Below are 19,852 nucleotides of genomic sequence, written 5' to 3' on the forward strand. Positions count from 1 at the left end.
TGGTTTTGCAGTTTGCGAGTTGCGTAAGGCATTGATTTATAAGGGATCGTGGTGCGCTGGTAAAACTCCGAAGGCAGCATCCGGGGCACGGCGCTCGATGGCGTCGGGATGCTCCCGGGCGTCGCGAGCACGAGAGCATCCACGGATTCGGGTGTGCGTCCCGAGTACACCGCGATCAAACTTAGCTGATGCTGGATGGTGGCGGCGGCACGCGGCAAACGCGCCTGCAGTTCACTCAACTGGTTCTGCGCGCGAGTGACGTCGAGACGCGGCGAGAGCCCGTATTGCATGCGTTCCTGGGTCAGGCGCAGCGCACGCTCCCGGATCGCGACATTGTCCTGCAGGATCTTCTGTTCGCTTTGCGCCCAGCGCAGGTCCACATACGCCGACGCTGTGTTTGCCGCAAGCGCGAGACGAAGTGTGTCGACATCATGTTGACGGCCCGTCAATTGCGCCTGTGCCGCCAGCAGTTCAAGGCGCTCCCCGCCGAATACATCGGGTGTCCAGCCAAGCGCGAGACCAGCGCCCGCCTGGCGAACATAGCCGAGCGGCGGTGGCGTGTTCTGGCGCGCATCGGCGGCCGTGGCCGTCGCGTCGAGTTCTGGCAGGAGCGCCGCGCGACGCTGGGTCGTCACGGCCTGGGCCTGCTTCACCCGCTCAAGTGCGGCTTGAACATCCAGGTTCTGGCTCAGCACCGAGCTCACCAGTTCATGCAGCACCGGGTCGCCGAACTGCTGCCACCATGTGTCGGCATTCGCGCTGTCCTGCGGCGCGTCGGCGCTCCAGTTGGCGGGCGCTATCGACTGTATGGTCGATGGCAGATCCGCATGGCTCGCAGGCTGCACGGCGCACGCCGCGAGCGTCATGCTGGCTGCCAGCGCCAATAAAATCTTATGCATGGTCGATCTCAATGAGCGTCAGGGGAAGGCGGCGCGGCGCCGATAGGCCGCACGAAAATCACGCTGACTATGCCGATGGCGAAGCACATCGCGAGTACGAAGAAGGTGTCGGAGAAGGTCATCACCAGCGCTTCGCGAAACACCAGCGCATGTAGGTTGGCAAGACCCGCATCGGTTGCGTTCAGCGCGTCCCCCGCCACCGATCCCCAGTGCGAGAACTGCCGCGACAGGAACGCTTCCGTCTCCGGACTGCCCGTCGTGACACTTTCACTGATGCGCAGATAGTGAAAATTCAGCCGGTCGTTGAGCATGGTCGCGCTGACCGCAATGCCGATCGCGCCGCCAAGATTACGCATCAGGTTGAACAGGCCGCTTGCCGACTTCAGGCGCGATTGCGGCAGGGACCCAAGCGCCATTGTCACGATAGGCGGCACCGCGAACTGCTGGCCTATACCGCGCAGCGCTTGCGGCAACAGCAGTTGCTGCCAGCCCCAATCGTTCGTGAGCGGCACGTAGAAATAACAGCCGAGGCCGAAACACACGAGGCCAAAGAGCAGACACCAGCGCATGTCAACAAGACGTGAGGTGAACGCATAGGCGGCAAGCGCAAGCAACTGGAACACGCCCACCGAGAGCAAGGCAATGCCGATCTGCAGCGAATCCAGTTCACGCACGCGGCTGAGGAACAGCGGTGTGAGAAACACCGCGACGAAGATCCCGATACCCGTCACGAACGACAGCAAACAGCCGATTGCGAAATTCCTGACTGCGAGCGCGCGCAGATCGACAACGGGCTCTTTCGCAGTGAATGCATGCACGAGGAACAGGAAACCGCAAATGGCGGAGATCCAGGTGCAGGTGATGATCACGTCGTCGCCGAACCAGTTCTTGCGCGGGCCCTCTTCGAGCACGTATTCAAGGCAGCCCAGAAAACCCGACATCAACGCGATGCCCAGGTAGTCGCCCTTCTTCAACAACGACAGGTCGGGTTCGTCGATATGCACGAACTTCGGCACCAGGATCGCAACGACGAGCCCGGGAGCAAGATTCAGATAGAACAACCAGTGCCACGACCATTGTGACGTGATCCATCCGCCGATCACGGGACCGATCGCCGGGGCGAGCGAAGCGAGCGCGCCGATCGTGGTCGATGCAATCAGCCGCTGCTTGCCGGGGAACAGCACGAATGCCGTGGTGAAGACGGTCGGGATCATCGCCGCGCCGAGTGCGCCTTGCAGGCCGCGGAAAATGATCATCGAATTGATGTCCCACGCGAGGCCGCATAGCATGCTCGTGATGGTAAAACCGACCGCGGAAGCCACGAACAGCCATCGTGTGGAGAACACTTTGGAGAGCCAGCCGGACATCGGGATCACGAGGATTTCCGCAATCAGATACGAGGTCTGCACCCACGAGAGTTCATCCTGGCTCGCGGACAGACCGCCGCCGATTTCCTTCAGCGACGACGCCACGATCTGGATGTCCAGCGTCGCCATGAAGAAGCCCAGGCACATCAGCGCGAACGCAAAAACACGCTGTTTCGTGGGCTGGTTGGCGGGGTTCAGTGCAACGGCCGGGCTCATGAGCGGCTCGCGCTGTCGAGGTGCACGGTCACCGTTGCCGAGAGGCCGGGGCGCAGCACGTTCTGCATGTCCTTCGGTAAGTCGAGGCGGATCCGCACCGGCACGCGCTGCACGATCTTCGTGAAGTTTCCGGTCGCGTTCTCGGGCGGCAGTACGCTGAAAGTCGCGCCGGTCGCGGGCGCCAGGCTTTCCACATGACCGTGAAAGGTCCCGCTGGAGGCATCAAGCGAGACGTCCACGCGGTCGCCCACATGCATCTTCCTGAGTTGGTCCTCCTTGAAGTTCGCATCGATCCACAAGCCGTCGGCGGGCACGATGGTCAGCAGCGACGCCCCCGTGTTCGCGAGCATGCCGACGCGCGCCGTGCGGTTACCGACATACCCGTCCACGGGCGCCCGGATGGTCGTGTACTCCACGTTCAGTTCGGCTACGCGCCGCAACGCTTCAGCGGTCGCAACCCGCGCGCGGGCGTCGTCTATCTGTGCGGCAAGCACGGCGAGCTGGCGTTGCGAGGCAAGCGCCGCTGCATTGCTGTTATCGAGCGTCGCACGGGCCTTCAGGTAATCCGCATCCGCACGTTCGACCACCTGGTTCGATACCGCCTCGTCCTTGACGAGTTGCCGGTAACGCACTTGATCGGACGCGCTGCGTGTGACTTCCGCCGCCGACGCCCGCACCTGCGCCTGGCTCTGGTTGATCACGGCGGCCTGCAGTTGCTGCCTCGCCTCCAGCTCGGCGACAGCGGCGCGTGCGCCCTGCACGTCGGCGTCGGCCTGCGCAAGCCTTGCGTCGTAGTCTCGCGAATCCAGCCGGATCAGCACCTGGTTGGCCTTCACACGCTGGTTGTCCGTGACCAGCAGTTCGGTCACGAAACCGTTCACCTTCGGCGCCATCACCGTCACGTTGCCGCCGACGTATGCGTCGTCCGTGCTTTGAATGAAACGCAGCACGGTGAACCAGTACGTCCCAGCGGCAGCGATGACGATCACCACGACGATGATCGCCAGCGGCATCCAGCCGAGTCGAAAAGGCCGCCGCGCTCCGCGCTCAGCCGTGGGCGCGGCGCTGGAGGCAAGCGGCGAGGAAGGAGTGGTCATCGGTGGATCCTGTTGGTTGCATCGAATGGTTTGTGCCGGCATGGGCATGGTGAGCGGGGCCGCATGATCTACTCGCTGGTCAGGCGGAACAGTTCGCGCCGCAGACGTGCTGCCTGTCGCCGCCCGAACTTCGCCTCGAATTCTTCTTGTGCCGCCAGCCAGTGCCGCAGCGCGTCGGCAAGCTTGGCCTGGCCGCCTTCGGTCAGCGTCAACTGCAAACGCCGCTGACAAGGCCCGCCCAGCTTCGCCAGGACCAGCCCGGCGCGCAGCAGCGGCTGCAGCACCCTGACTAGCGTGGTGCGTTCCATCACCATGGCCTGCGCGAGTTCCGCCATCGTCATCTCCGGCGTACGCTCGAGAGCCGAAACAATGCTGAATTGCGTCGGTGTGATCTGTACCGCCGACAAATGCCGCTCATACAACTGCGAGATGTGCCGCGCAGCCTGGCGAACTGCAAAACAGTCGTCGTGTCCGGGAGGGTGTGTGTGCATGTGCACAGATTATGTGTGCATATGCACGTAGTCAACCGTCATGACGCGCATTAATTAATGACGAATCTGTTAACAATCGAAAAGAAACCGATGCGAAATGAAGATGAAAGCCTGCGCTGTCTGTGCCCTATGCTCAGGCTTCGAAGAATTCCGCCGCGTGTTCGATGAACGCCCGCACCTTGGCCGGCAGTAACGTGCGGCTGCTGTAGGCCAGCCGGATTTCGATCACGCCGTCGATGATCTCGAACTCGTCCAGCAGCGACACCAGCCTGCCGGACGCCAGTTCGTCGCGTACCAGCGCCGCCGGCAGCACGCCCAGGCCGAAGCCCTCCAGCACCAGTTCGCGGTTGAGCACCGCGTTGTTCGAGGTCACGTCCGCCTTCAGCGGCACCGTGATCTGTTCGCCGCCGTCCAGCCGGAACGTCAGCATGGGCTTGCGGATCGACGCGTGCATGGCGACGAATTCAAGCCCGGCGAGCGCGGACGGATGCGTCGGCCGCTCCTTGCCCTTCAGATACCCCGGCGTCACCACGATGACGAGCGGAATGCGTTCGAGCAGGCGCGTGACCGTGGTGTCGCTGGTCAACATGAAGGGCAGCACGACACCCAGGTCGTAACCGTCCGCGACCAGGTTCACGGGACGCTCGGTCAGGGTGACGTCGAGTCCGATCAACGGGTATCGGCGGCGGAAAGTAGCGATCAGCGGGACCAGCCGGTTGACCGTTGCCGTCGTGTGGGCGACCACGCGCAGCATGCCCGTCGGGTCGCTGGTGCGATCAGACGCCTGCGCCTCCAGCGCGTCGAGCTCATCCAGCACGCGAGAGCAGCCCGCGAAGAATTGCTCGGCGGTCTCGGTCAGCGAGATATGGCGCGTGGTGCGATGAAAGAGCAGGTTCCCGAGGCGCTGCTCGAGCGTGGCGATGGCCCGCGACACGACCGGCGGCGACATGCCCAGCAGATCCGCGGCCCGCGTGAAGCTTTTCGCTTCCACGACCGCGCGGAACACTTTGAGGCTTGTCAGGTAGTCCATGTCTCGGTCCTTGAATGATGTTGCGCTGGTGGTCGCACGAACCTTGGTCGATTCAGTCGCGCAACGCCCGGATTCTGCTGCAAGCCGGATTTTTCTGCCGATGATCGTGTAGCGCCAGGATAAAAACCTGTCTCATCAAGTCATTTTCCCATCCAGTAAGAAATGATTTCCTTTTTTGAGAATTGGCGAGGGAGACTTTCGTCATGAGACAGCCGGCCGAAACCTCCTCCGCCATCGATCGCGTGCTCCACGCGTTGACCAGCGTCGCGCGGGCGGGACGCCCGATCGGCGCCAAGCAGATCGCAGCGGACATGGGCGCGCCGTTGTCCACCGTATACCGGCTGCTGGGCTCGCTCAAACAGTGGGGCCTCTTGCAGGAGCACGCGAATTCCGGCCTGTTCGAGCCGGGTCCGTCCAGCGTGCAACTCGCCTGGGGATTCGACCAGAACGCCCAGCTCGTGACACAGAGCCGCGACGAAATCAGGGCGCTCGTGCAGCGGACCGGCGAGAGTGTCGGCCTGCTCGTGCCGATCAATGACGCGGTCGTGTGCCTCTCGATGGTCGAAAGCGACCAGCCGCTGCGCTGCTCGTTCTCCCGAGGCCGGACGCATCCGCTGACGCGCGGCGCCTCTGCAAAAGCGCTGCTCGCGTTCCTGCCCGAGTCGCAGGCCGACGCCCTGATCGCCGCCAGCACACCCGACGACCCCACAAGCGCCGCCGCGCTGCGCGCGCAACTGGAGGAGATTCGCCGCCGGCGCTTCGCGACCAGCGAGAGCGAAGTCGACATAGGCGTGTGGGGCGTGAGCGCCCCGCTTATATCGGATGCAGGACGGCTGGAAGGAACCATCACATTGATGGCGCCGGTTGTGCGCATTGCAGGACGTGAAGCCGAACTGGCGCAGCTCACGCGCGCCGCGGCAGACCGCATCAGCTACAAACTTTGAGCCCTTTATTTTCAACTTTGATTGCCCACGCATCCAAGGAAACCAGCATGAAACTGATCCCGGCACTTTCCGCCCTCGCGCTCGGCGTTGTAGTCAGCGTAGCCGCCGCGCCCGCCGCCCGCGCCGCCGATGACACCATCCGCGTGGCGACCGACGCGACCTTTCCTCCGCTCGAATTCGTCAAGGACGGCAAGCGCACGGGCTTTGACATCGAGTTGATTGATGCCATGGCCAAGGTCATGGGCAAGAAAGTGCAGTGGGTGGACATCGACTTCAAGGGGCTGATTCCGGGGTTGATCGCGAATCGCTTTGACGTCGCCGCGTCGGGCATCTACATGACGGATGAACGTCGCAAGGTCGTCGATTTCACCGATCCGTACTACAAGGGCGGCCTCGTCGTGCTGGTGCGCAAGAACGACACGTCGATCAAGACGCCCGCCGATCTCGACGGCAAGAAAGTGACTGTGCAGGTGGGCACGAAATCGGTTGGCTTCCTTAAAGACAACTACCCGAAGGTGCAGCGTGTGGAAGTTGAAAAGAACCAGGAGATGTTCGATCTGGTCAACATAGGCCGCGCCGATGCCGCGGTCACCGGACGCCCTGCCGCCGTGGAATACGCAAAGGTGCAACCCAACGTGCGGGTGCTCGACAAGGGGCTCACCACCGAGCTGTACGGCTTCGCGTTGCGCAAGGACGAAACCGCGTTGACCGCCGAGATGAACAAGGCGCTGCAGACGCTGCGCGCCAATGGTACCTACGACTCCCTCGCGACGAAGTGGTTCGGCAAGCAGTGACGCGGCAGTCCCGACTGGAGTAACCGATGACGCTCGATTTTTCGCCCGTATGGGCAAGCTGGGAAGCGCTCGCGACTGGAGCAGCGACGACTATCGAAGTCACGGCCTGTTCACTCGTGCTCGGCTGTGTACTGGGCCTGCTGGTGGGCATCGGCAGGCTCGCGCCGCAGCGCCGCGTGGTCTACGGCATTTGCACCGCCTATCTCACGTTCATCCGCGGCACCCCCCTGCTCGTGCAGCTTTTTATCCTCTTCTTCGGCTTGCCGCAGTTCGGCATCATGCTGCCCGCGTTTGCCTGCGGCGTGCTGGGGCTCGGCGTTTATAGCGGTGCGTATGTGTCGGAGATCGTACGAGGGTCGATCCAATCGGTGGATCGTGGGCAGATGGAAGCCGCAAGATCACTTGGGATGCCTTATCGAATGGCCATGCGCAAGGTGATCTTGCCGCAAGCGTTCGTACGCATGATTCCGCCGCTCGGCAACGAGTTCATCGCGCTGATCAAGAACTCGGCGCTGGTCTCGCTGCTGACAATCAATGACCTGATGCACGAAGGCGAGAAGATCATCAGCGTGTCGTACCGGTCGCTTGAAGTGTATATAGCGATCGCGTTCATCTACCTGATCCTGACGAGCGCGACTTCGCTGGTATTGCGCAAGACCGAACGATCGCTGCGTGCAGACGGGAGAGTCTGAGCATGAACACACCCGTGAATGAACCCATTGTTTCAGTCAGGCAACTGGCGAAGTCGTTCGGTTCCAACCGCGTATTGAACGGGATCGATATCGACGTCCAGCCGTCCCAGGTGATCGTGGTGATCGGGCCAAGCGGTTCGGGCAAAAGCACGTTCCTGCGCTGCCTGAACGGGCTGGAAACGGCTGAAGAAGGCACGGTCCGCATCTGCGGCCACGCGCTGGTCGACAACGGCCGGATGATCGATGAGAACGGCCTGAACCGCATCCGCCGGGACGTGGGCATGGTGTTTCAATCGTTCAACCTGTTCCCGCACCTGACCGTGCTGCAAAACGTGACGCTCGCGCCGCGCTCGCTGGCGCGCGTGAGCGCGGCCGATGCTGAACGACAAGCGCGCACCCTCTTGGCGAAGGTCGGGCTCGAGCACAAGGCGGACGTATATCCCGGCACTTTGTCCGGCGGCCAGAAGCAGCGCGTGGCAATAGCGCGGGCGCTTGCAATGCGCCCGCAAGTCATGCTCTTCGACGAACCCACGTCCGCGCTCGACCCCGAACTGGTCGGCGAAGTGCTGCAAGTCATGCAGACGCTCGCGAGTGAAGGCATGACCATGCTGATCGTCACGCACGAAATGAACTTTGCGCGCGACGTGGCGGATACGGTCGTGGTGATGGACCACGGCAGCGTGATCGAGGCGGGACCGCCCGCGCAGATTTTCGCCGCGCCCCGCGAAGCGCGCACGCGCAGCTTCCTGCAAGCGGTCTTGTCGCGCGAACCGGCAGCATGACGGCGACATGACGGCGACCAGACGCGCCGGTGGTGATCGGTTCAGGAAGCCCCTGTCTCCGCAGGCCAGGGCCAGCGGCTGAACCGTGATTCCGGCTTGCCTTCGTCCGAGGGTATTGGCTGCAAACCTTCCGCAAACCACGCCACGTCGATTCTGCGTTCCTTCACATAACGCTCCCAACCCGCACCGTTGCCGGCGAAGAGATCGTGCTGCACCGTCGACGCCAGCAATGACCGGTTCAGGTCTTCATCGAGCAGGGTTTTCGGCCAAAGGAAAAACGCGGCGGTCGCGCGTTCGTTCACCTGTTGCGGGGTCGTGGCGGGATCGAGATATCCGAGCCACGTGAAGCTGGCAAGCGAGTCCTCACGGGCAATTGCATCGCCAAGCGTGGCGTACTGCCTTGCGTTACGCGACAAGCACGACAGCGCCTCGAGCACATCGCCCAGATGCAGCAACAGCGCACGTCGTTCATAAGCATCTTTCATTCAAATCTCCAGATTTATTGGACCGGGTCCGAGCGATTCGTCCACGGTCATTCCCTCACGGTGTGACTTGTCCCGAGAGTATCGATAAAGTTGGCGGCTCACTCGCGGGTGCTCGTGTGCTGCTTGAGCATGAAGTGATCCAGCCTGCGGTCAAGCGGCAGCACGAGTTCGCGAGCCATGTTCAAGCGTTCGTCCCGAGCTCCTGAAAGCTCATACGATAATCATTCGGCGACACGCCCAGGCGTTGCCGGAACACAATTCTCATACGGTCCGCCGTGCCGAATCCACACTCGTACGCAATGGTTTTCAACGGCGACTCGCTGCTTTCCAATGCGTTGCGCGCGGCATCAATGCGCGCGCGCTCCACGAAATCATGCGGCGTCACGCCCGTCTCCTCGACGAATGCACGTGCGAAATTGCGCTCGCTCATGCCCGCGATCTGCGCCAGCTTTTCAACCGTCATCCGTTCGCCAATATGCTCCATCACGTATGCCTGCACCTTCGCTGCGGGAGACGTCTCGTCGGCAGGCGCGCTCAGGTACGGGCTGAATTGCGACTGCCCGCCGCGGCGCTGCGCAAATACCACGAGCCGCTTGGCAACCGCGAGCGCAATACGCGGGCCATGATCTTCAGCGACAAGCGAGAGCGCGACATCAATCCCCGCCGTCACGCCCGCCGATGTCACCAGGTTGGCGTCGCGAATATGAATGCGGTCGAGCTCGACCCGGGCCAGCGGAAATTGCCGCGCGAGTTGCGGCGCATTCTGCCAGTGCGTTGTGACATGACGGCCATCGATCAGACCGGCATGACCGAGCGCGAACGCACCCGTGCAGATGGAACCGTAGCGCTCGCAATGCGAAGCAACTTCACGCAGCCACGTGCCCAGGCGCGGATCGGGAGGATCGGAAGGCAGCCCCGGACCACCCGCCACGAGGGCGATGTCGTAACGCTGATGCGGCGCGTCGTATGTCACGTCCGCGAGCATCCGCGTGCCGTTCGACGCGCGCACCGGCGTGTTGTCGAGGCTGACCAGGGTGATCGTGTACCCCTGATCCGGCGCGACGAAACCGTTCGCTTCTGCGAATACGTCGAGTGGACCCGCGACATCGAGCGCCTGCACTTGCGGAAAAATCGCGATGGCGACGCTACGCATGAAGTCTTGCTCCAATTAGGGAAAAGGGCTGTTTTTTCACGCGTCTTACCCACGTTTTGTAAGCTTGGCAGGAGACGCCGTGCGGTTGGCAGACTTCGACGGACCCATTGCGTTGCCGCCATGACCGCTCGCGGCGACACTGGCTTCGTCGTCCACACCCCTTTCGCTTCTCCCGATGACCCACGCGGAACTGAGCATTTTAGCAAGGTGCTCACGGCATCGAGCGCGGCATCGAGGACAAGCGCACCATTCAAGGAGCAATGAACATGACCACGACCATCGCCGGCATCCGCGTTCCAGACAGCGCCATGGCGCGCGCCGCAACCGAACTCGTTCGCGATACCGAGCCGGACCTGCTGTATAACCACTCGCGCCGCGTGTTCCTGTTTGGCGCGTTGACCGGCGAGCGTCGCAAGCTCGCCTACGACGCAGAGCTGCTCTACATCGGCGCGATGTTCCATGACATGGGCCTGATCGATGCGTACAGCAGCCCGAATGATCGCTTCGAAGTGGACGGTGCGAACGCCGCGCGTGACTTCCTCAAGGGTTATGGCATTAACGAGCACGACATAGAACAGGTTTGGGATTCGATCGCGCTGCACACCACCCCCGGGATTCCGCAGCACAAGAAGCCGGTCGTCGCGCTGGTCACGGCGGGCGTGGAGATGGACGTGCTCGGCCTCGCTTACGACGAGTTCACCGAGTCCCAGCGCAAGCAGGTCATTGCTGTGCATCCGCGCGAGGTGAACTTCAAGGAAGGGATCATCGATGCATTCGCTCACGGCACGATCAAGAAGCCTGAGACCACGTTCGGCAACGTGAAAGCCGATGTCCTCGCACTCAAGGATCCCACCTACAAGCGCCTCAATTTCTGCAGCCTGATCCTGGGGTCGTCGTGGAATGACAGCGCGGCGGGATGCGCGCATTGCAGCGATCCGGCGCATAACCATCATTGATCCAGCGGGTCTGAATGGCCGCCCCTCTACTGGAGCGGCCCGTTTATCGCTAAAACAGATAAGCGTATGGGATTTGGTTCGTTGACCTGGTTCGCACGGCATTTTAGATTCGACGTCTAACTTGGGCTCTTGCGGCGTATTCTCTTGGTGAATCACCGCCGCTCCGCCCAAAGCGTTCCCGCCCCGAATTGAATTAACGAGTCCCTCGTGACAACCTTATCCCCACGCCAGACCCTCGAGATCACGCCATTTGAAGGCTCGCCGCTGGGCGCTGAAGTGATAGGTCTTGACCTGAGCCAGCCGCTTGCAGACGAAGACTTCAAGCGCATCCATCGCGCTCATCTCGATCATCACGTGGTCGTGTTCCGCGACCAGCGCATCACGCCCGAGCAGCACATCAGCTTCAGCCGCCGTTTCGGTCCGCTGCAAATCCACGTGCTGCACCAGTTCCAGTTGACCGGCCACCCGGAAATCCTGATCGTCTCCAACATCATGGAAAACGGCAAGCCGATCGGTCTCGGCGATGCCGGGCATTTCTGGCACTCCGACCTGTCGTACAAGGAAACGCCAAGCCTCGGTTCCTTGCTGCACGCGCAGGAATTGCCCGCGGAAGGCGGCGACACGCTGTTCGCCAACATGCATCTGGCATGGGATACGCTGCCGCAAGCGCTCCGCGACGCCGTCGAAGGACGCTCTGCCGAGCACACCTACCTGGCGAAATACGCCGAGTTGCAAAAGCGCAGCCCGTGGCGCCCCAACCTCTCCGCCGAGCAGATCGCGCAGGTAAAACCGGTTGTGCATCCGATCGTGCGCACACATCCGGAGACCGGCCGCAAGGCGTTGTTCGTGAGCGAGCATTTCACTACGCGCGTGATCGGCTTGCCGGAAGACGAGAGCCGCGACCTGCTGCAAGCCCTCTTCGAGCACAGCGTTCGCGACGAGCATCTCTACCGGCATGCATGGCGCGAGCACGACCTCGTCTTCTGGGACAACCGCTCACTCATGCACCTCGCAGCGGGCACGCCCGATCATCTGCGCAGAAAGATGTATAGAACGACGATAGAAGGCGATACGCCGTTCTGAGCATCCACACGTCCTGCTTCGACTTCAATTCTAAAAACACTTCTTCGGACTTTCGATGCCGTTTTCGTTCTCGCTTGCGTCCCTTCCCCGGCGGGGACGTCGGGGTTCCCGTTCGTCGCTGCGCGCCTTTACTGCGGCACTTGTCTCGTTCGCCGTTGCCATCTCGTCGCTCGGCACGGCCACGCCCGCGCACGCCGAGGGCACCCTCCGTATCGCAGAGCAGTTCGGCGTGGTGTATCTCCTGCTGAACGTCGCGCGCGACCAGAAGCTGATCGAGCAGGAAGGCAAGAAGGCCGGCGTCGACATCAAGGTGGACTGGCTGAAGTTGTCGGGTGGCGCGGCGGTCAACGACGCGCTGTTGTCCGGTTCCATCGACATCGCAGCAGCCGGCGTCGGTCCGCTGATGACGATCTGGGACCGCACGCACGGCAAGCAGAACGTAAAGGCCGTGGCCTCGCTCGGCAACCTGCCGTACTACCTCGTATCGAATAATCCGAACGTGAAGACCATCGCGGATTTCACGGAGAAGGACCGCATTGCGGTGCCGGCGGTGTCGGTGTCCGTGCAATCGCGCGTGCTGCAATTCGCCGCCGCAAAGCGCTGGGGCGACAAGGACTACGATCACCTGGACAAGCTGACTCAAGCCGTTCCGCATCCTGATGCCGCCGCGGCGATCATTGCGGGCGGGACGGAGATCACCGGACACTTCGGCAATCCGCCGTTCCAGGAACAGGAACTCGCGGGTAATCCGAAAGCGCACATCGTGCTGAATTCCTACGACGTCCTCGGCGGTCCCAGTTCGGCCACCGTGCTTTATGCGACCGAAAAATTCCGCGATAACAACCCGAAGACGTATCGCGCATTCATCGCTGCGCTCGCGGATGCCGCGCGCTTTGTCTCGGCGAATCCGGAAGCGGCTGCGGACACCTATATCCGCGTGAACAATGCCAGGATCGATCGCAAGCTGCTGATCGGGATCATCAAGAATCCGGACACGCAGTTCAAGATCACGCCGCAAAATACGCTCGGGCTCGCCCAGTTCATGTACCGGGTCGGCGCGATAAAGAACGAGCCAAAGTCATGGCAAGACTATTTCTTCGCCGATCCGGCGCTAGGCAACGGAAGCTGAACCTGCGCCTGATGCATGGCCAGGTTTTGACAACGCCCGCGACGCAGTTCACGCCCGCGAGCGTTTTTTCGACTATCGCTCGAACATAAAATCACGGCACTGGAGCGCCAAAACCGTTGCTTATGCGTCGGCGTGTTTTGAATATGCTCAATGATTGGTTCACTCGCGCGAGGCGCCCCGCTAAGGTCGTGTTTTATGCATGAATGCACAGCCATGGCCGCCAATCCTACCGTTCTCTATCCGCCACCCGGGCCCAGTGATGCTCCCGCGACAAGCGCGAAGCTTCTCACCGTCGATAACGTCAGCCTCGAGTATCGTACCCGCGAGCGGATCGTGCGCGCGACGCATGAGGTCAGCTTCGACGTGTACGGCGGCGACCGTTTCGTGCTGCTCGGACCCTCGGGTTGCGGCAAGTCGACGCTGCTGAAAGCGGTAGCCGGCTTCATTGAACCCACCGCAGGGGCCATCCGGATCGACGACAAGCCGGTGCGAGGTCCCGGCACGGATCGCATTGTCCTGTTCCAGGAATTCGATCAATTGCCGCCATGGAAAACCGTGCTGCAAAACGTGGCCTTTCCGTTGCGTGTCGCCAAGAAACTGAGCCGCGCGGAAGCCCGCGAACGGGCCCTGCATTTCCTCGACAAGGTCGGCCTCGCTGCATTCGCCGATGCCTACCCGCACACCCTTTCCGGTGGCATGAAGCAGCGCGTTGCAATCGCTCGCGCATTGGCGATGCAACCCCGCGTGCTGCTGATGGACGAACCATTCGCCGCGCTCGACGCACTCACGCGCCGCAAGATGCAGGAGGAACTGCTGCGCTTATGGGACGAGGCGAGTTTCACGCTGCTGTTCGTCACGCACTCGATCGAGGAAGCGCTGATTGTTGGCAACCGCATCTTGCTGCTGACGCCGCATCCCGGCCGGGTTCGCGCCGAGTTGAACAGCCACCAGTTCACCAAGGACAGCTCGGGACGCAACGACTTTCAGCAGAGTGTCGCGCGCATTCATCGGCTGCTGTTTGAAGACACGGAGGCGGTTCAATGAGCACGCCGGCTATCCCATCGTTCGAATCCGTCGCGCCTGTGCCGCCGATTCGCGAAGAATACGAATGCATTCCCGAACCGCTGCAGGATGTCGCCGTGGAAGCGCCCCTGCCGTTCGGGAAGCGGCTTTCGAATCAGACGTGGTTACGCAAGGCGTTGATCGCCCTGGTCCTGATCGGGATCTGGGAAGCGGCCGCGCGTGCAGTCGGCAACGACCTGCTGCTACCGACCTTCACCGATACATTCACCGCCTTCGTGCAGGGCATCTGGTCGGGGGAGCTGATCGCTAAAACGGCGATCTCCTTGTCCGTGCTGTTGCGAGGTTATCTGCTCGGCGTGGTGCTTGCGTTCGTGCTGACATCGCTTGCAGTGTCCACGCGTTTTGGCCGGGACCTGCTGTCCATGCTGACTGCCATGTTCAATCCCTTGCCATCCATCGCGCTGCTGCCCCTTGCATTGTTATGGTTCGGCCTGGGGACCGGGAGTCTGCTGTTCGTGCTCGTGCATTCGGTGCTGTGGCCGCTCGCGTTGAACACCTACTCCGGCTTTCAATCCGTACCGGAAACGCTGCGCATGACCGGCCGCAACTATGGGCTCAAAGGCCTTCGGCATGTACTGCTGATCCTGGTTCCCGCAGCCTTGCCTTCGATCCTCGCCGGGCTTCGCGTGGGCTGGGCCTTTGCATGGCGAACGCTGATTGCGGCGGAGCTGGTGTTCGGCGCCAGTTCCGGGAATGGCGGCCTCGGCTGGTATATCTTTCAGAACCGTAACGAGCTGTACACCGATAAAGTATTCGCGGGGTTGGCGGCAGTGATCGTGATCGGCCTGGTCGTCGAACATCTCGTCTTCGATACCTTCGAACGGCTCACCGTGCGTCGTTGGGGCGTACAGCGTTAGCAGTCCAATCTGCGTGCATCGAAAAAAACCCGCGGGGCGAACCCGGCGGGCTGAACGCGTGGTTGAAGATCCACGCGGTCGACTGGGTTGCATGTCGGTGAGCCGCGCCCATCACGCCGCTCACCGCACCCTTTCAGCTATCCAGCGGCCGTCGACTTTTTAACAGACCCTCAAAACACGCTTTAAAACACGTTCACCGGGACATTCACCATCAAACGATAAACATCACTGGTGGAATCCGAGTAGTACTTGCTGCCGTGGTGATGCATGTAATAGAACTTGGCAGTCGTTCCCTTCAGTTTTCCCGAGCCAAACGTATAAGACGGGATGAAACCGAACTCATAATGGGTGCCGTGAACCGGTTCACCATTCTTCCAATAGAGATCATGCAGTGCGCTCGATGAATCGGCGTATCGGTTCGCCATGTCGGATGCATCCGCACCCCATCCATACGCGGTCCACATCGTCATTTTCAGACCCGGAACACCGTACCGGCTCATGTTAACCGTGTAGCTGAGCGACAAGGACTTTTCGTGCGGCGCGTTGTAGTCGACATCCAGTGAATTCGCCAGATAATCTCCTGCCGACTGACCGACATAATCGAAGAACTGGTTGCTCGCGATCTGCTGGAATCCCAAGGCTACCGTATGCGCGTTGTGCGTTCCCGAGAGCTGCAAGCTATACGCGTGGTTATTGATGGAGCCCTCGCGACTCTGCCCCACGTCGTGGGTGTAGTAATACGTCAGGCCGCCCGTCCAGCGAATCTGCGACGGGTCACCAATGCTGCGCGAGAGCGACAGATAATATTGATCCCACACGTTTTCAGCGCGGCTTCCGTATAACGACACGGCGGTGTCGTCATTGGGCGTGTAGTCGCCGCCCGCGAACGTGAAGCGGCTGAAGTGCGTCCCGCCGTACTCGGTCGACAACGACGAGACACTGGTCTGACCGCGGGCCAGCACCGCGTCCACACTACCCGCCTTGAGCGTCAGGTTCTTGATCTCCTCACTTGCGACGGAAACGCCGCGGTAAGTTGGCGGCAGTGCGCGGTTATCGTGGGGAACAAGAAAAGGATTATCGAATAACTGCTGACCATATTTGACAACCGTATTCGATACCCGCGCTTTCACGTCCCACACGCCCGGGTACGTCCAGGCAAGCTGGTTTTGCCCAGTTTGCCCGTCGTGATTCAAATGCACGCGGTTGCCGGCGCCTTGTCCGCCGTTCAGCTTGAACGCGCTGAACAACGACGCATCAAAACCGACGCCGAATAATCCGCGCGTATACCCCGATTCAAATACCGCCTGATTGCCAAGAACCGAAGCATCCTTCTTTTTGATACCGTCCGCTTCGAAGTGTTCGGTATAACTGCGAAACAGAAGGTTTAAATGTGAATCTTCGATAAACCCCTGGGACTTCGCCTGATTACTGATCGGCGCATCCGCTTCGGAATTCGGCGGAGAGCTGGGAGGCGCCTCAGTATGTCGTGTTGCAACATCGTCATCGTCCGCAAATGCGGACATGGCGGGGCTCATCAAACCACTGAAAACAATTAGAGATAGAGCGAGTGAACGTTTTTGTTGTTTCATGTGCTTGTCTCTTAATTCTTATGGACAGCGAGTAAAGAGGCCGATGGCCGTTCTCATATAATTTCAGCGCGAGCGAAAACACTCACGCCGGGCTCGGAACGACGCACCGGAGGGTTGTGACTGCAGGAACTGCGGGAACGACAGGGATTACGGGGACTACGGGGACTACGAAAGCGTCACGATTGGCCGAACGACTCCCCGGCCCCGTCAAGAACGGGGACCATCGGCTTTCGCAGGGGTGTCGAAACGGCGGCTAAGTCAGGTGCTAAGTCAGGCAATAAGTCAGGCGAGTGATCAGGCTAATAGGCAGGCTGCCGCGACTCCATGTTCAAGCGTGCGCAGCGGCGGCACTTCAACTGAACAACGCGCCTCCGCTTTGGGGCAACGGGTATGAAAGACACAACCCGTTGGAGGATTGATCGGACTGGGAATGTCGCTGGACAGGATCTGCACGACCTTCGTCCGTTCGATAGCCGGATTCGGCACCGGTACCGCTGAGAGCAACGCGCGCGTGTACGGATGCCGGGGACGCGCATAGAGAGAATGCTTGTCGGCAAGCTCCATGACGTGGCCCAGATACATGACCATCACGCGGTCCGAGATATGCTTGACGACGGCCAGATCGTGCGCGATAAAAATCAGCGCAAGCTTCATTTCCTGCTGCAAGGACTTGAGCAGGTTGACGATCTGCGCCTGGATTGACACGTCGAGCGCGGACACGGGTTCGTCGCAGACAATCAGCTTCGGCTCCACGATCAACGCACGCGCAATCCCGATACGCTGACATTGGCCGCCTGAAAATTCGTGGGCATAGCGGTTGATCATCTGCTCGCGCAAACCGACCTTCGCCATCATTGCGCGCACCCGCTGGTTCATTTCGTCCTTCGACATCTCCGGACGATGTTCACGCAAGGGTTCCGCAATGATCTGCCCCACCGTCATGCGTGGATCGAGAGACGCCAGCGGATCCTGGAAAATCATCTGGATGTCGCGCCGCACACCGTGCCACTGCTTCGCCGTGGCGCCGCTGAGATCCTTGCCCATCCACACGATCTTGCCATGCGTGGCGGGAATGAGGTTGAGGATGGCGCGCGACAAGGTCGACTTGCCGCAGCCCGATTCCCCTACCACACCCAGCGTCTCGCCGGCCTTCAGGTCGAAACTCACGCCGTCCACGGCCTTCAGCGTGCGCGATGGCGCCCACGGCAACTTGCTCTTCGCCTTGACGTTGAAATGAACCTGGACGTCGCGCACGGACAGGATGGTTTGCTCAGACATGGGCCACCTCGTGCAACGACTTCATCTGCTCGACCGGGCGATTGCAGGCTCGCAGCCAGGTGGTGTCGCCGCCAAACGATTCGAGCGGCGGGACTGAATCAGCGCAGCGCTCGCTGGCGTCTATGCAGCGCTCCTGGAACGGGCAGCCCGACGGCGGATGCGCCATGTTCGGCGGATTGCCGGGAATGCCGACGAGCGGCGCGTCGCTCTGATCCAGCCGCGGCAGTGCGCGCAGCAAACCGATCGTATAGGGATGCGAAGGACGGGCGAACAGGTTGTCCGCGTTGCATTGTTCCATGACGCGGCCGCCGTACATCACCATGACTTGCTCGCACAGACCGGCGACCACGCCGAGGTCGTGCGTGATCAGCACGATCGCCGTGCCGAAGTCGTGTTGCAGGTTGCGCAGGAGCTGAAGTATCTGCGCCTGGACCGTGACGTCGAGCGCCGTGGTGGGTTCGTCGGCGAACAGCACTTGCGGTTCGCACAGCAATGCCATTGCGATCATCACGCGCTGGCGCATGCCGCCGGACAGTTCATGCGGATATTGATCGATACGATGCGCGGCTTCGGGAATCCGCACCGCTTCCAACATTTCGATAGAGCGTTTTTTCGCGGCGCGCCGCGTCATGTTCTTGTGCAGTTCGAGCACTTCCGTCATCTGGCGTTCAATGGTCAGATACGGATTCAGCGACGTCATGGGGTCCTGGAAGATCATGGAAAGGCGATTGCCGCGAATGCGGTTCAGTTTTTTCGCCGGCATGGTCAGCAGGTTCTCACCCTGATAGATCGCGCTGCCTTTTGCGCGCCCATTGGTCGCGAGCAGCCCGAGCATGGCGAGCACGCTCTGACTCTTGCCCGACCCCGATTCGCCGACAATGCCGAGCGTGCTGCCTTCTTCCAGGTCAAAACTCACACCGTTGACTGCGCGGACCACGGCGTCGGGCGAGTCGAAGGCGACTTCCAGATTATTTACCTTGAGCAGTGACATGGTGCTTACCGATCCTTCGGGTCGAGCGCGTCGCGCAGACCGTCGCCAACAAAGTTGATGCAATACAGCGTCACCGACAACAACGCCGCCGGGAACAGGAGAATCCAGGGCGCTGTTTCCATCACGCCAACGCCGTCCTGAATCAAGACGCCCCAACTGGTCATGGGCTCCTGCACGCCGAGTCCAAGAAACGATAGCACGGACTCCGTAAGAATAACGCCAGGAACCGTAACCGTTGTGTAAATAGCCACAATGCCGAGCAGGTTCGGAACGATGTGACGCACGATGATGCCGCTGGTGGAAACGCCAATAGCGCGCGCCGCCTCAATGTATTCCTTGGAGCGGATTGCCAGCGTCTGACCACGTACGACGCGTGCCATGTCCATCCACGAGAACACCGTAATGGTAAGCACCACGAGGTAGAACTCGCGGCCAAGCAGCGTGACCATCAGGATGGCGATAAGCAGGTACGGGATCGCGTACATCATGTCGACAATCCGCATCATTGCGTTATCCACACGGCCGCCTACGAAGCCCGCGATCGCACCCCACACTATGCCGAGCGTGACCGACGTCAGCGTGGCGAGGCCACCGATCATCAGCGAGACACGGCCGCCGACCAGGCAGCGCACGAGCAGGTCGCGGCCGGTTTCGTCCGTGCCGAACAGGTGCCAGTTTGCAAACGTTGGCGTGGAACTCATCATGTTCCAGTCGGTGGAGTCGAAGGCGTTCGGCAGCAGCATGGGGCCGAACGCACAGGCCAGGGTAATCAGCAGCAGGATGACGAGACTGGCCACGGCGGCCTTGTTGCGCGCGAAGCGCATACGGGCGTCCTGCCATGGGCTGCGGCCTTCCACCGGCACGGCCAGCACGCTCTCGAGCGTGGGGACGAGCGTTCCTTGTTTCATTGCGGACCTCAGGCTGGTTGACTCATTA

20 protein-coding genes are annotated in these 19,852 nt (G+C 61.2%); 9 read left to right on the plus strand and 11 right to left on the minus strand.

What is annotated here, in order from left to right; all coding sequences use genetic code 11:
• The 5 genes from AWB69_RS46145 to AWB69_RS31025 all read right to left on the minus strand — a co-directional run.
• The coding region (locus tag AWB69_RS46145; RefSeq protein WP_197500360.1) for a TolC family protein at positions 1–899 on the minus strand (899 nt) is incomplete at its 3' end.
• 8 nt (positions 900–907) lie between these two features.
• Positions 908–2,482 carry a DHA2 family efflux MFS transporter permease subunit gene (locus AWB69_RS31010; RefSeq protein ID WP_062090647.1) on the minus strand — a complete coding sequence of 525 codons (1,575 nt, stop codon included), beginning with the start codon at positions 2,480–2,482 and terminating at the stop codon, positions 908–910.
• Entirely contained in the window at positions 2,479–3,579 is a 1,101-nt protein-coding gene (locus AWB69_RS31015) for an HlyD family secretion protein (RefSeq protein WP_062090648.1), read from the minus strand. Before AWB69_RS31015 ends, AWB69_RS31010 begins: the two co-directional genes overlap by 4 nt.
• A 68-nt stretch (positions 3,580–3,647) precedes the next feature.
• Positions 3,648–4,070 carry a MarR family winged helix-turn-helix transcriptional regulator gene (locus AWB69_RS31020; RefSeq protein WP_062090649.1) on the minus strand — a complete coding sequence of 141 codons (423 nt, stop codon included), beginning with the start codon at positions 4,068–4,070 and terminating at the stop codon, positions 3,648–3,650.
• A gap of 133 nt (positions 4,071–4,203) precedes the next feature.
• A complete protein-coding gene (locus tag AWB69_RS31025; RefSeq protein ID WP_062090650.1) occupies positions 4,204–5,100 on the minus strand; it encodes a LysR family transcriptional regulator in 897 nt (298 codons plus the stop codon).
• A 203-nt stretch (positions 5,101–5,303) separates the two neighbouring features.
• On the opposite strand from AWB69_RS31025, the gene AWB69_RS31030 reads away from it, so the two are divergent.
• The 4 genes from AWB69_RS31030 to AWB69_RS31045 are packed head-to-tail and all read left to right on the plus strand — an operon-like array spanning position 5,304 to position 8,312.
• Positions 5,304–6,044, plus strand: a complete 741-nt coding sequence (locus tag AWB69_RS31030; RefSeq protein ID WP_062090651.1) for an IclR family transcriptional regulator — start codon at positions 5,304–5,306, stop codon at positions 6,042–6,044.
• Positions 6,045–6,091: 47 nt separating this feature from the next.
• Complete coding sequence (locus AWB69_RS31035) at positions 6,092–6,838, plus strand: transporter substrate-binding domain-containing protein (protein ID WP_062090652.1); 747 nt, start codon at positions 6,092–6,094, stop codon at positions 6,836–6,838.
• A 26-nt stretch (positions 6,839–6,864) separates the two neighbouring features.
• A complete protein-coding gene (locus tag AWB69_RS31040) occupies positions 6,865–7,530 on the plus strand; it encodes an amino acid ABC transporter permease (protein WP_062090653.1) in 666 nt (221 codons plus the stop codon).
• A gap of 2 nt (positions 7,531–7,532) precedes the next feature.
• A complete protein-coding gene (locus tag AWB69_RS31045; protein WP_062090654.1) occupies positions 7,533–8,312 on the plus strand; it encodes an amino acid ABC transporter ATP-binding protein in 780 nt (259 codons plus the stop codon).
• A 41-nt stretch (positions 8,313–8,353) separates the two neighbouring features.
• Here the strand turns inward: AWB69_RS31045 and AWB69_RS31050 are convergent, their stop codons facing one another.
• Positions 8,354–8,797, minus strand: a complete 444-nt coding sequence (locus AWB69_RS31050) for a hypothetical protein (protein ID WP_062090655.1) — start codon at positions 8,795–8,797, stop codon at positions 8,354–8,356.
• Between the two features lie 181 nt (positions 8,798–8,978).
• Positions 8,979–9,950, minus strand: a complete 972-nt coding sequence (locus AWB69_RS31055) for a GlxA family transcriptional regulator (RefSeq protein ID WP_062090656.1) — start codon at positions 9,948–9,950, stop codon at positions 8,979–8,981.
• Positions 9,951–10,216: 266 nt separating this feature from the next.
• Between AWB69_RS31055 and AWB69_RS31060 the strand changes: the two genes are divergently transcribed.
• From AWB69_RS31060 to AWB69_RS31080, 5 genes are all read left to right on the plus strand, one after another.
• Positions 10,217–10,906, plus strand: a complete 690-nt coding sequence (locus tag AWB69_RS31060; RefSeq protein WP_062090696.1) for an HD domain-containing protein — start codon at positions 10,217–10,219, stop codon at positions 10,904–10,906.
• 207 nt (positions 10,907–11,113) lie between these two features.
• A complete protein-coding gene (locus tag AWB69_RS31065; protein WP_062090657.1) occupies positions 11,114–11,989 on the plus strand; it encodes a TauD/TfdA dioxygenase family protein in 876 nt (291 codons plus the stop codon).
• 55 nt (positions 11,990–12,044) lie between these two features.
• Complete coding sequence (locus AWB69_RS31070; RefSeq protein WP_082913657.1) at positions 12,045–13,118, plus strand: ABC transporter substrate-binding protein; 1,074 nt, start codon at positions 12,045–12,047, stop codon at positions 13,116–13,118.
• 213 nt (positions 13,119–13,331) lie between these two features.
• Positions 13,332–14,162 (plus strand): ABC transporter ATP-binding protein, encoded by an 831-nt coding sequence (locus tag AWB69_RS31075; protein ID WP_062090658.1) that lies wholly within the window; start codon positions 13,332–13,334, stop codon positions 14,160–14,162.
• Positions 14,159–15,058, plus strand: a complete 900-nt coding sequence (locus tag AWB69_RS31080) for an ABC transporter permease (protein WP_062090659.1) — start codon at positions 14,159–14,161, stop codon at positions 15,056–15,058. The genes AWB69_RS31075 and AWB69_RS31080 overlap by 4 nt, the downstream gene beginning before the upstream one ends.
• Before the next feature lie 182 nt (positions 15,059–15,240).
• Here AWB69_RS31080 and AWB69_RS31085 read toward each other — a convergent pair whose 3' ends face one another.
• The 4 genes from AWB69_RS31085 to AWB69_RS31100 all read right to left on the minus strand — a co-directional run bounded on the left by AWB69_RS31085 (position 15,241) and on the right by AWB69_RS31100 (position 19,824).
• The gene (locus AWB69_RS31085) at positions 15,241–16,581 is read right to left on the minus strand and encodes an OprD family outer membrane porin (RefSeq protein ID WP_231937291.1); all 1,341 of its coding nucleotides are present in this window, start codon (positions 16,579–16,581) and stop codon (positions 15,241–15,243) included.
• A 360-nt stretch (positions 16,582–16,941) separates the two neighbouring features.
• Entirely contained in the window at positions 16,942–17,925 is a 984-nt protein-coding gene (gene oppF, locus AWB69_RS31090; RefSeq protein WP_062090661.1) for a murein tripeptide/oligopeptide ABC transporter ATP binding protein OppF, read from the minus strand.
• Entirely contained in the window at positions 17,918–18,916 is a 999-nt protein-coding gene (locus tag AWB69_RS31095; protein WP_062090662.1) for an ABC transporter ATP-binding protein, read from the minus strand. The genes oppF and AWB69_RS31095 overlap by 8 nt, the downstream gene beginning before the upstream one ends.
• 5 nt (positions 18,917–18,921) lie before the next feature.
• Positions 18,922–19,824 (minus strand): ABC transporter permease subunit, encoded by a 903-nt coding sequence (locus AWB69_RS31100; protein ID WP_062090663.1) that lies wholly within the window; start codon positions 19,822–19,824, stop codon positions 18,922–18,924.
• Positions 19,825–19,852: the final 28 nt, after the last annotated feature.

The organism is Caballeronia udeis (genome assembly GCF_001544555.2).
Classification (GTDB): domain Bacteria; phylum Pseudomonadota; class Gammaproteobacteria; order Burkholderiales; family Burkholderiaceae; genus Caballeronia; species Caballeronia udeis.

Bases quoted from the DNA above. Each gene is read 5' to 3' on its own strand.
- AWB69_RS31085 (WP_231937291.1), bottom strand. From the start codon at position 16,581: ATGTCCGCATTTGCGGACGATGACGATGTTGCAACACGACATACTGAG.
- AWB69_RS31015 (WP_062090648.1), bottom strand. From the start codon at position 3,579: ATGACCACTCCTTCCTCGCCGCTTGCCTCCAGCGCCGCGCCCACGGCT.
- AWB69_RS31095 (WP_062090662.1), bottom strand. From the start codon at position 18,916: ATGTCACTGCTCAAGGTAAATAATCTGGAAGTCGCCTTCGACTCGCCC.
- AWB69_RS31045 (WP_062090654.1), top strand. From the start codon at position 7,533: ATGAACACACCCGTGAATGAACCCATTGTTTCAGTCAGGCAACTGGCG.
- AWB69_RS31040 (WP_062090653.1), top strand. From the start codon at position 6,865: ATGACGCTCGATTTTTCGCCCGTATGGGCAAGCTGGGAAGCGCTCGCG.
- AWB69_RS31075 (WP_062090658.1), top strand. From the start codon at position 13,332: ATGGCCGCCAATCCTACCGTTCTCTATCCGCCACCCGGGCCCAGTGAT.
- AWB69_RS31035 (WP_062090652.1), top strand. From the start codon at position 6,092: ATGAAACTGATCCCGGCACTTTCCGCCCTCGCGCTCGGCGTTGTAGTC.
- AWB69_RS31055 (WP_062090656.1), bottom strand. From the start codon at position 9,950: ATGCGTAGCGTCGCCATCGCGATTTTTCCGCAAGTGCAGGCGCTCGAT.
- AWB69_RS31050 (WP_062090655.1), bottom strand. From the start codon at position 8,797: ATGAAAGATGCTTATGAACGACGTGCGCTGTTGCTGCATCTGGGCGAT.
- oppF (WP_062090661.1), bottom strand. From the start codon at position 17,925: ATGTCTGAGCAAACCATCCTGTCCGTGCGCGACGTCCAGGTTCATTTC.
- AWB69_RS31070 (WP_082913657.1), top strand. From the start codon at position 12,045: ATGCCGTTTTCGTTCTCGCTTGCGTCCCTTCCCCGGCGGGGACGTCGG.
- AWB69_RS31010 (WP_062090647.1), bottom strand. From the start codon at position 2,482: ATGAGCCCGGCCGTTGCACTGAACCCCGCCAACCAGCCCACGAAACAG.
- AWB69_RS31080 (WP_062090659.1), top strand. From the start codon at position 14,159: ATGAGCACGCCGGCTATCCCATCGTTCGAATCCGTCGCGCCTGTGCCG.
- AWB69_RS31020 (WP_062090649.1), bottom strand. From the start codon at position 4,070: ATGCACACACACCCTCCCGGACACGACGACTGTTTTGCAGTTCGCCAG.
- AWB69_RS31025 (WP_062090650.1), bottom strand. From the start codon at position 5,100: ATGGACTACCTGACAAGCCTCAAAGTGTTCCGCGCGGTCGTGGAAGCG.
- AWB69_RS31030 (WP_062090651.1), top strand. From the start codon at position 5,304: ATGAGACAGCCGGCCGAAACCTCCTCCGCCATCGATCGCGTGCTCCAC.
- AWB69_RS31060 (WP_062090696.1), top strand. From the start codon at position 10,217: ATGACCACGACCATCGCCGGCATCCGCGTTCCAGACAGCGCCATGGCG.
- AWB69_RS31100 (WP_062090663.1), bottom strand. From the start codon at position 19,824: ATGAAACAAGGAACGCTCGTCCCCACGCTCGAGAGCGTGCTGGCCGTG.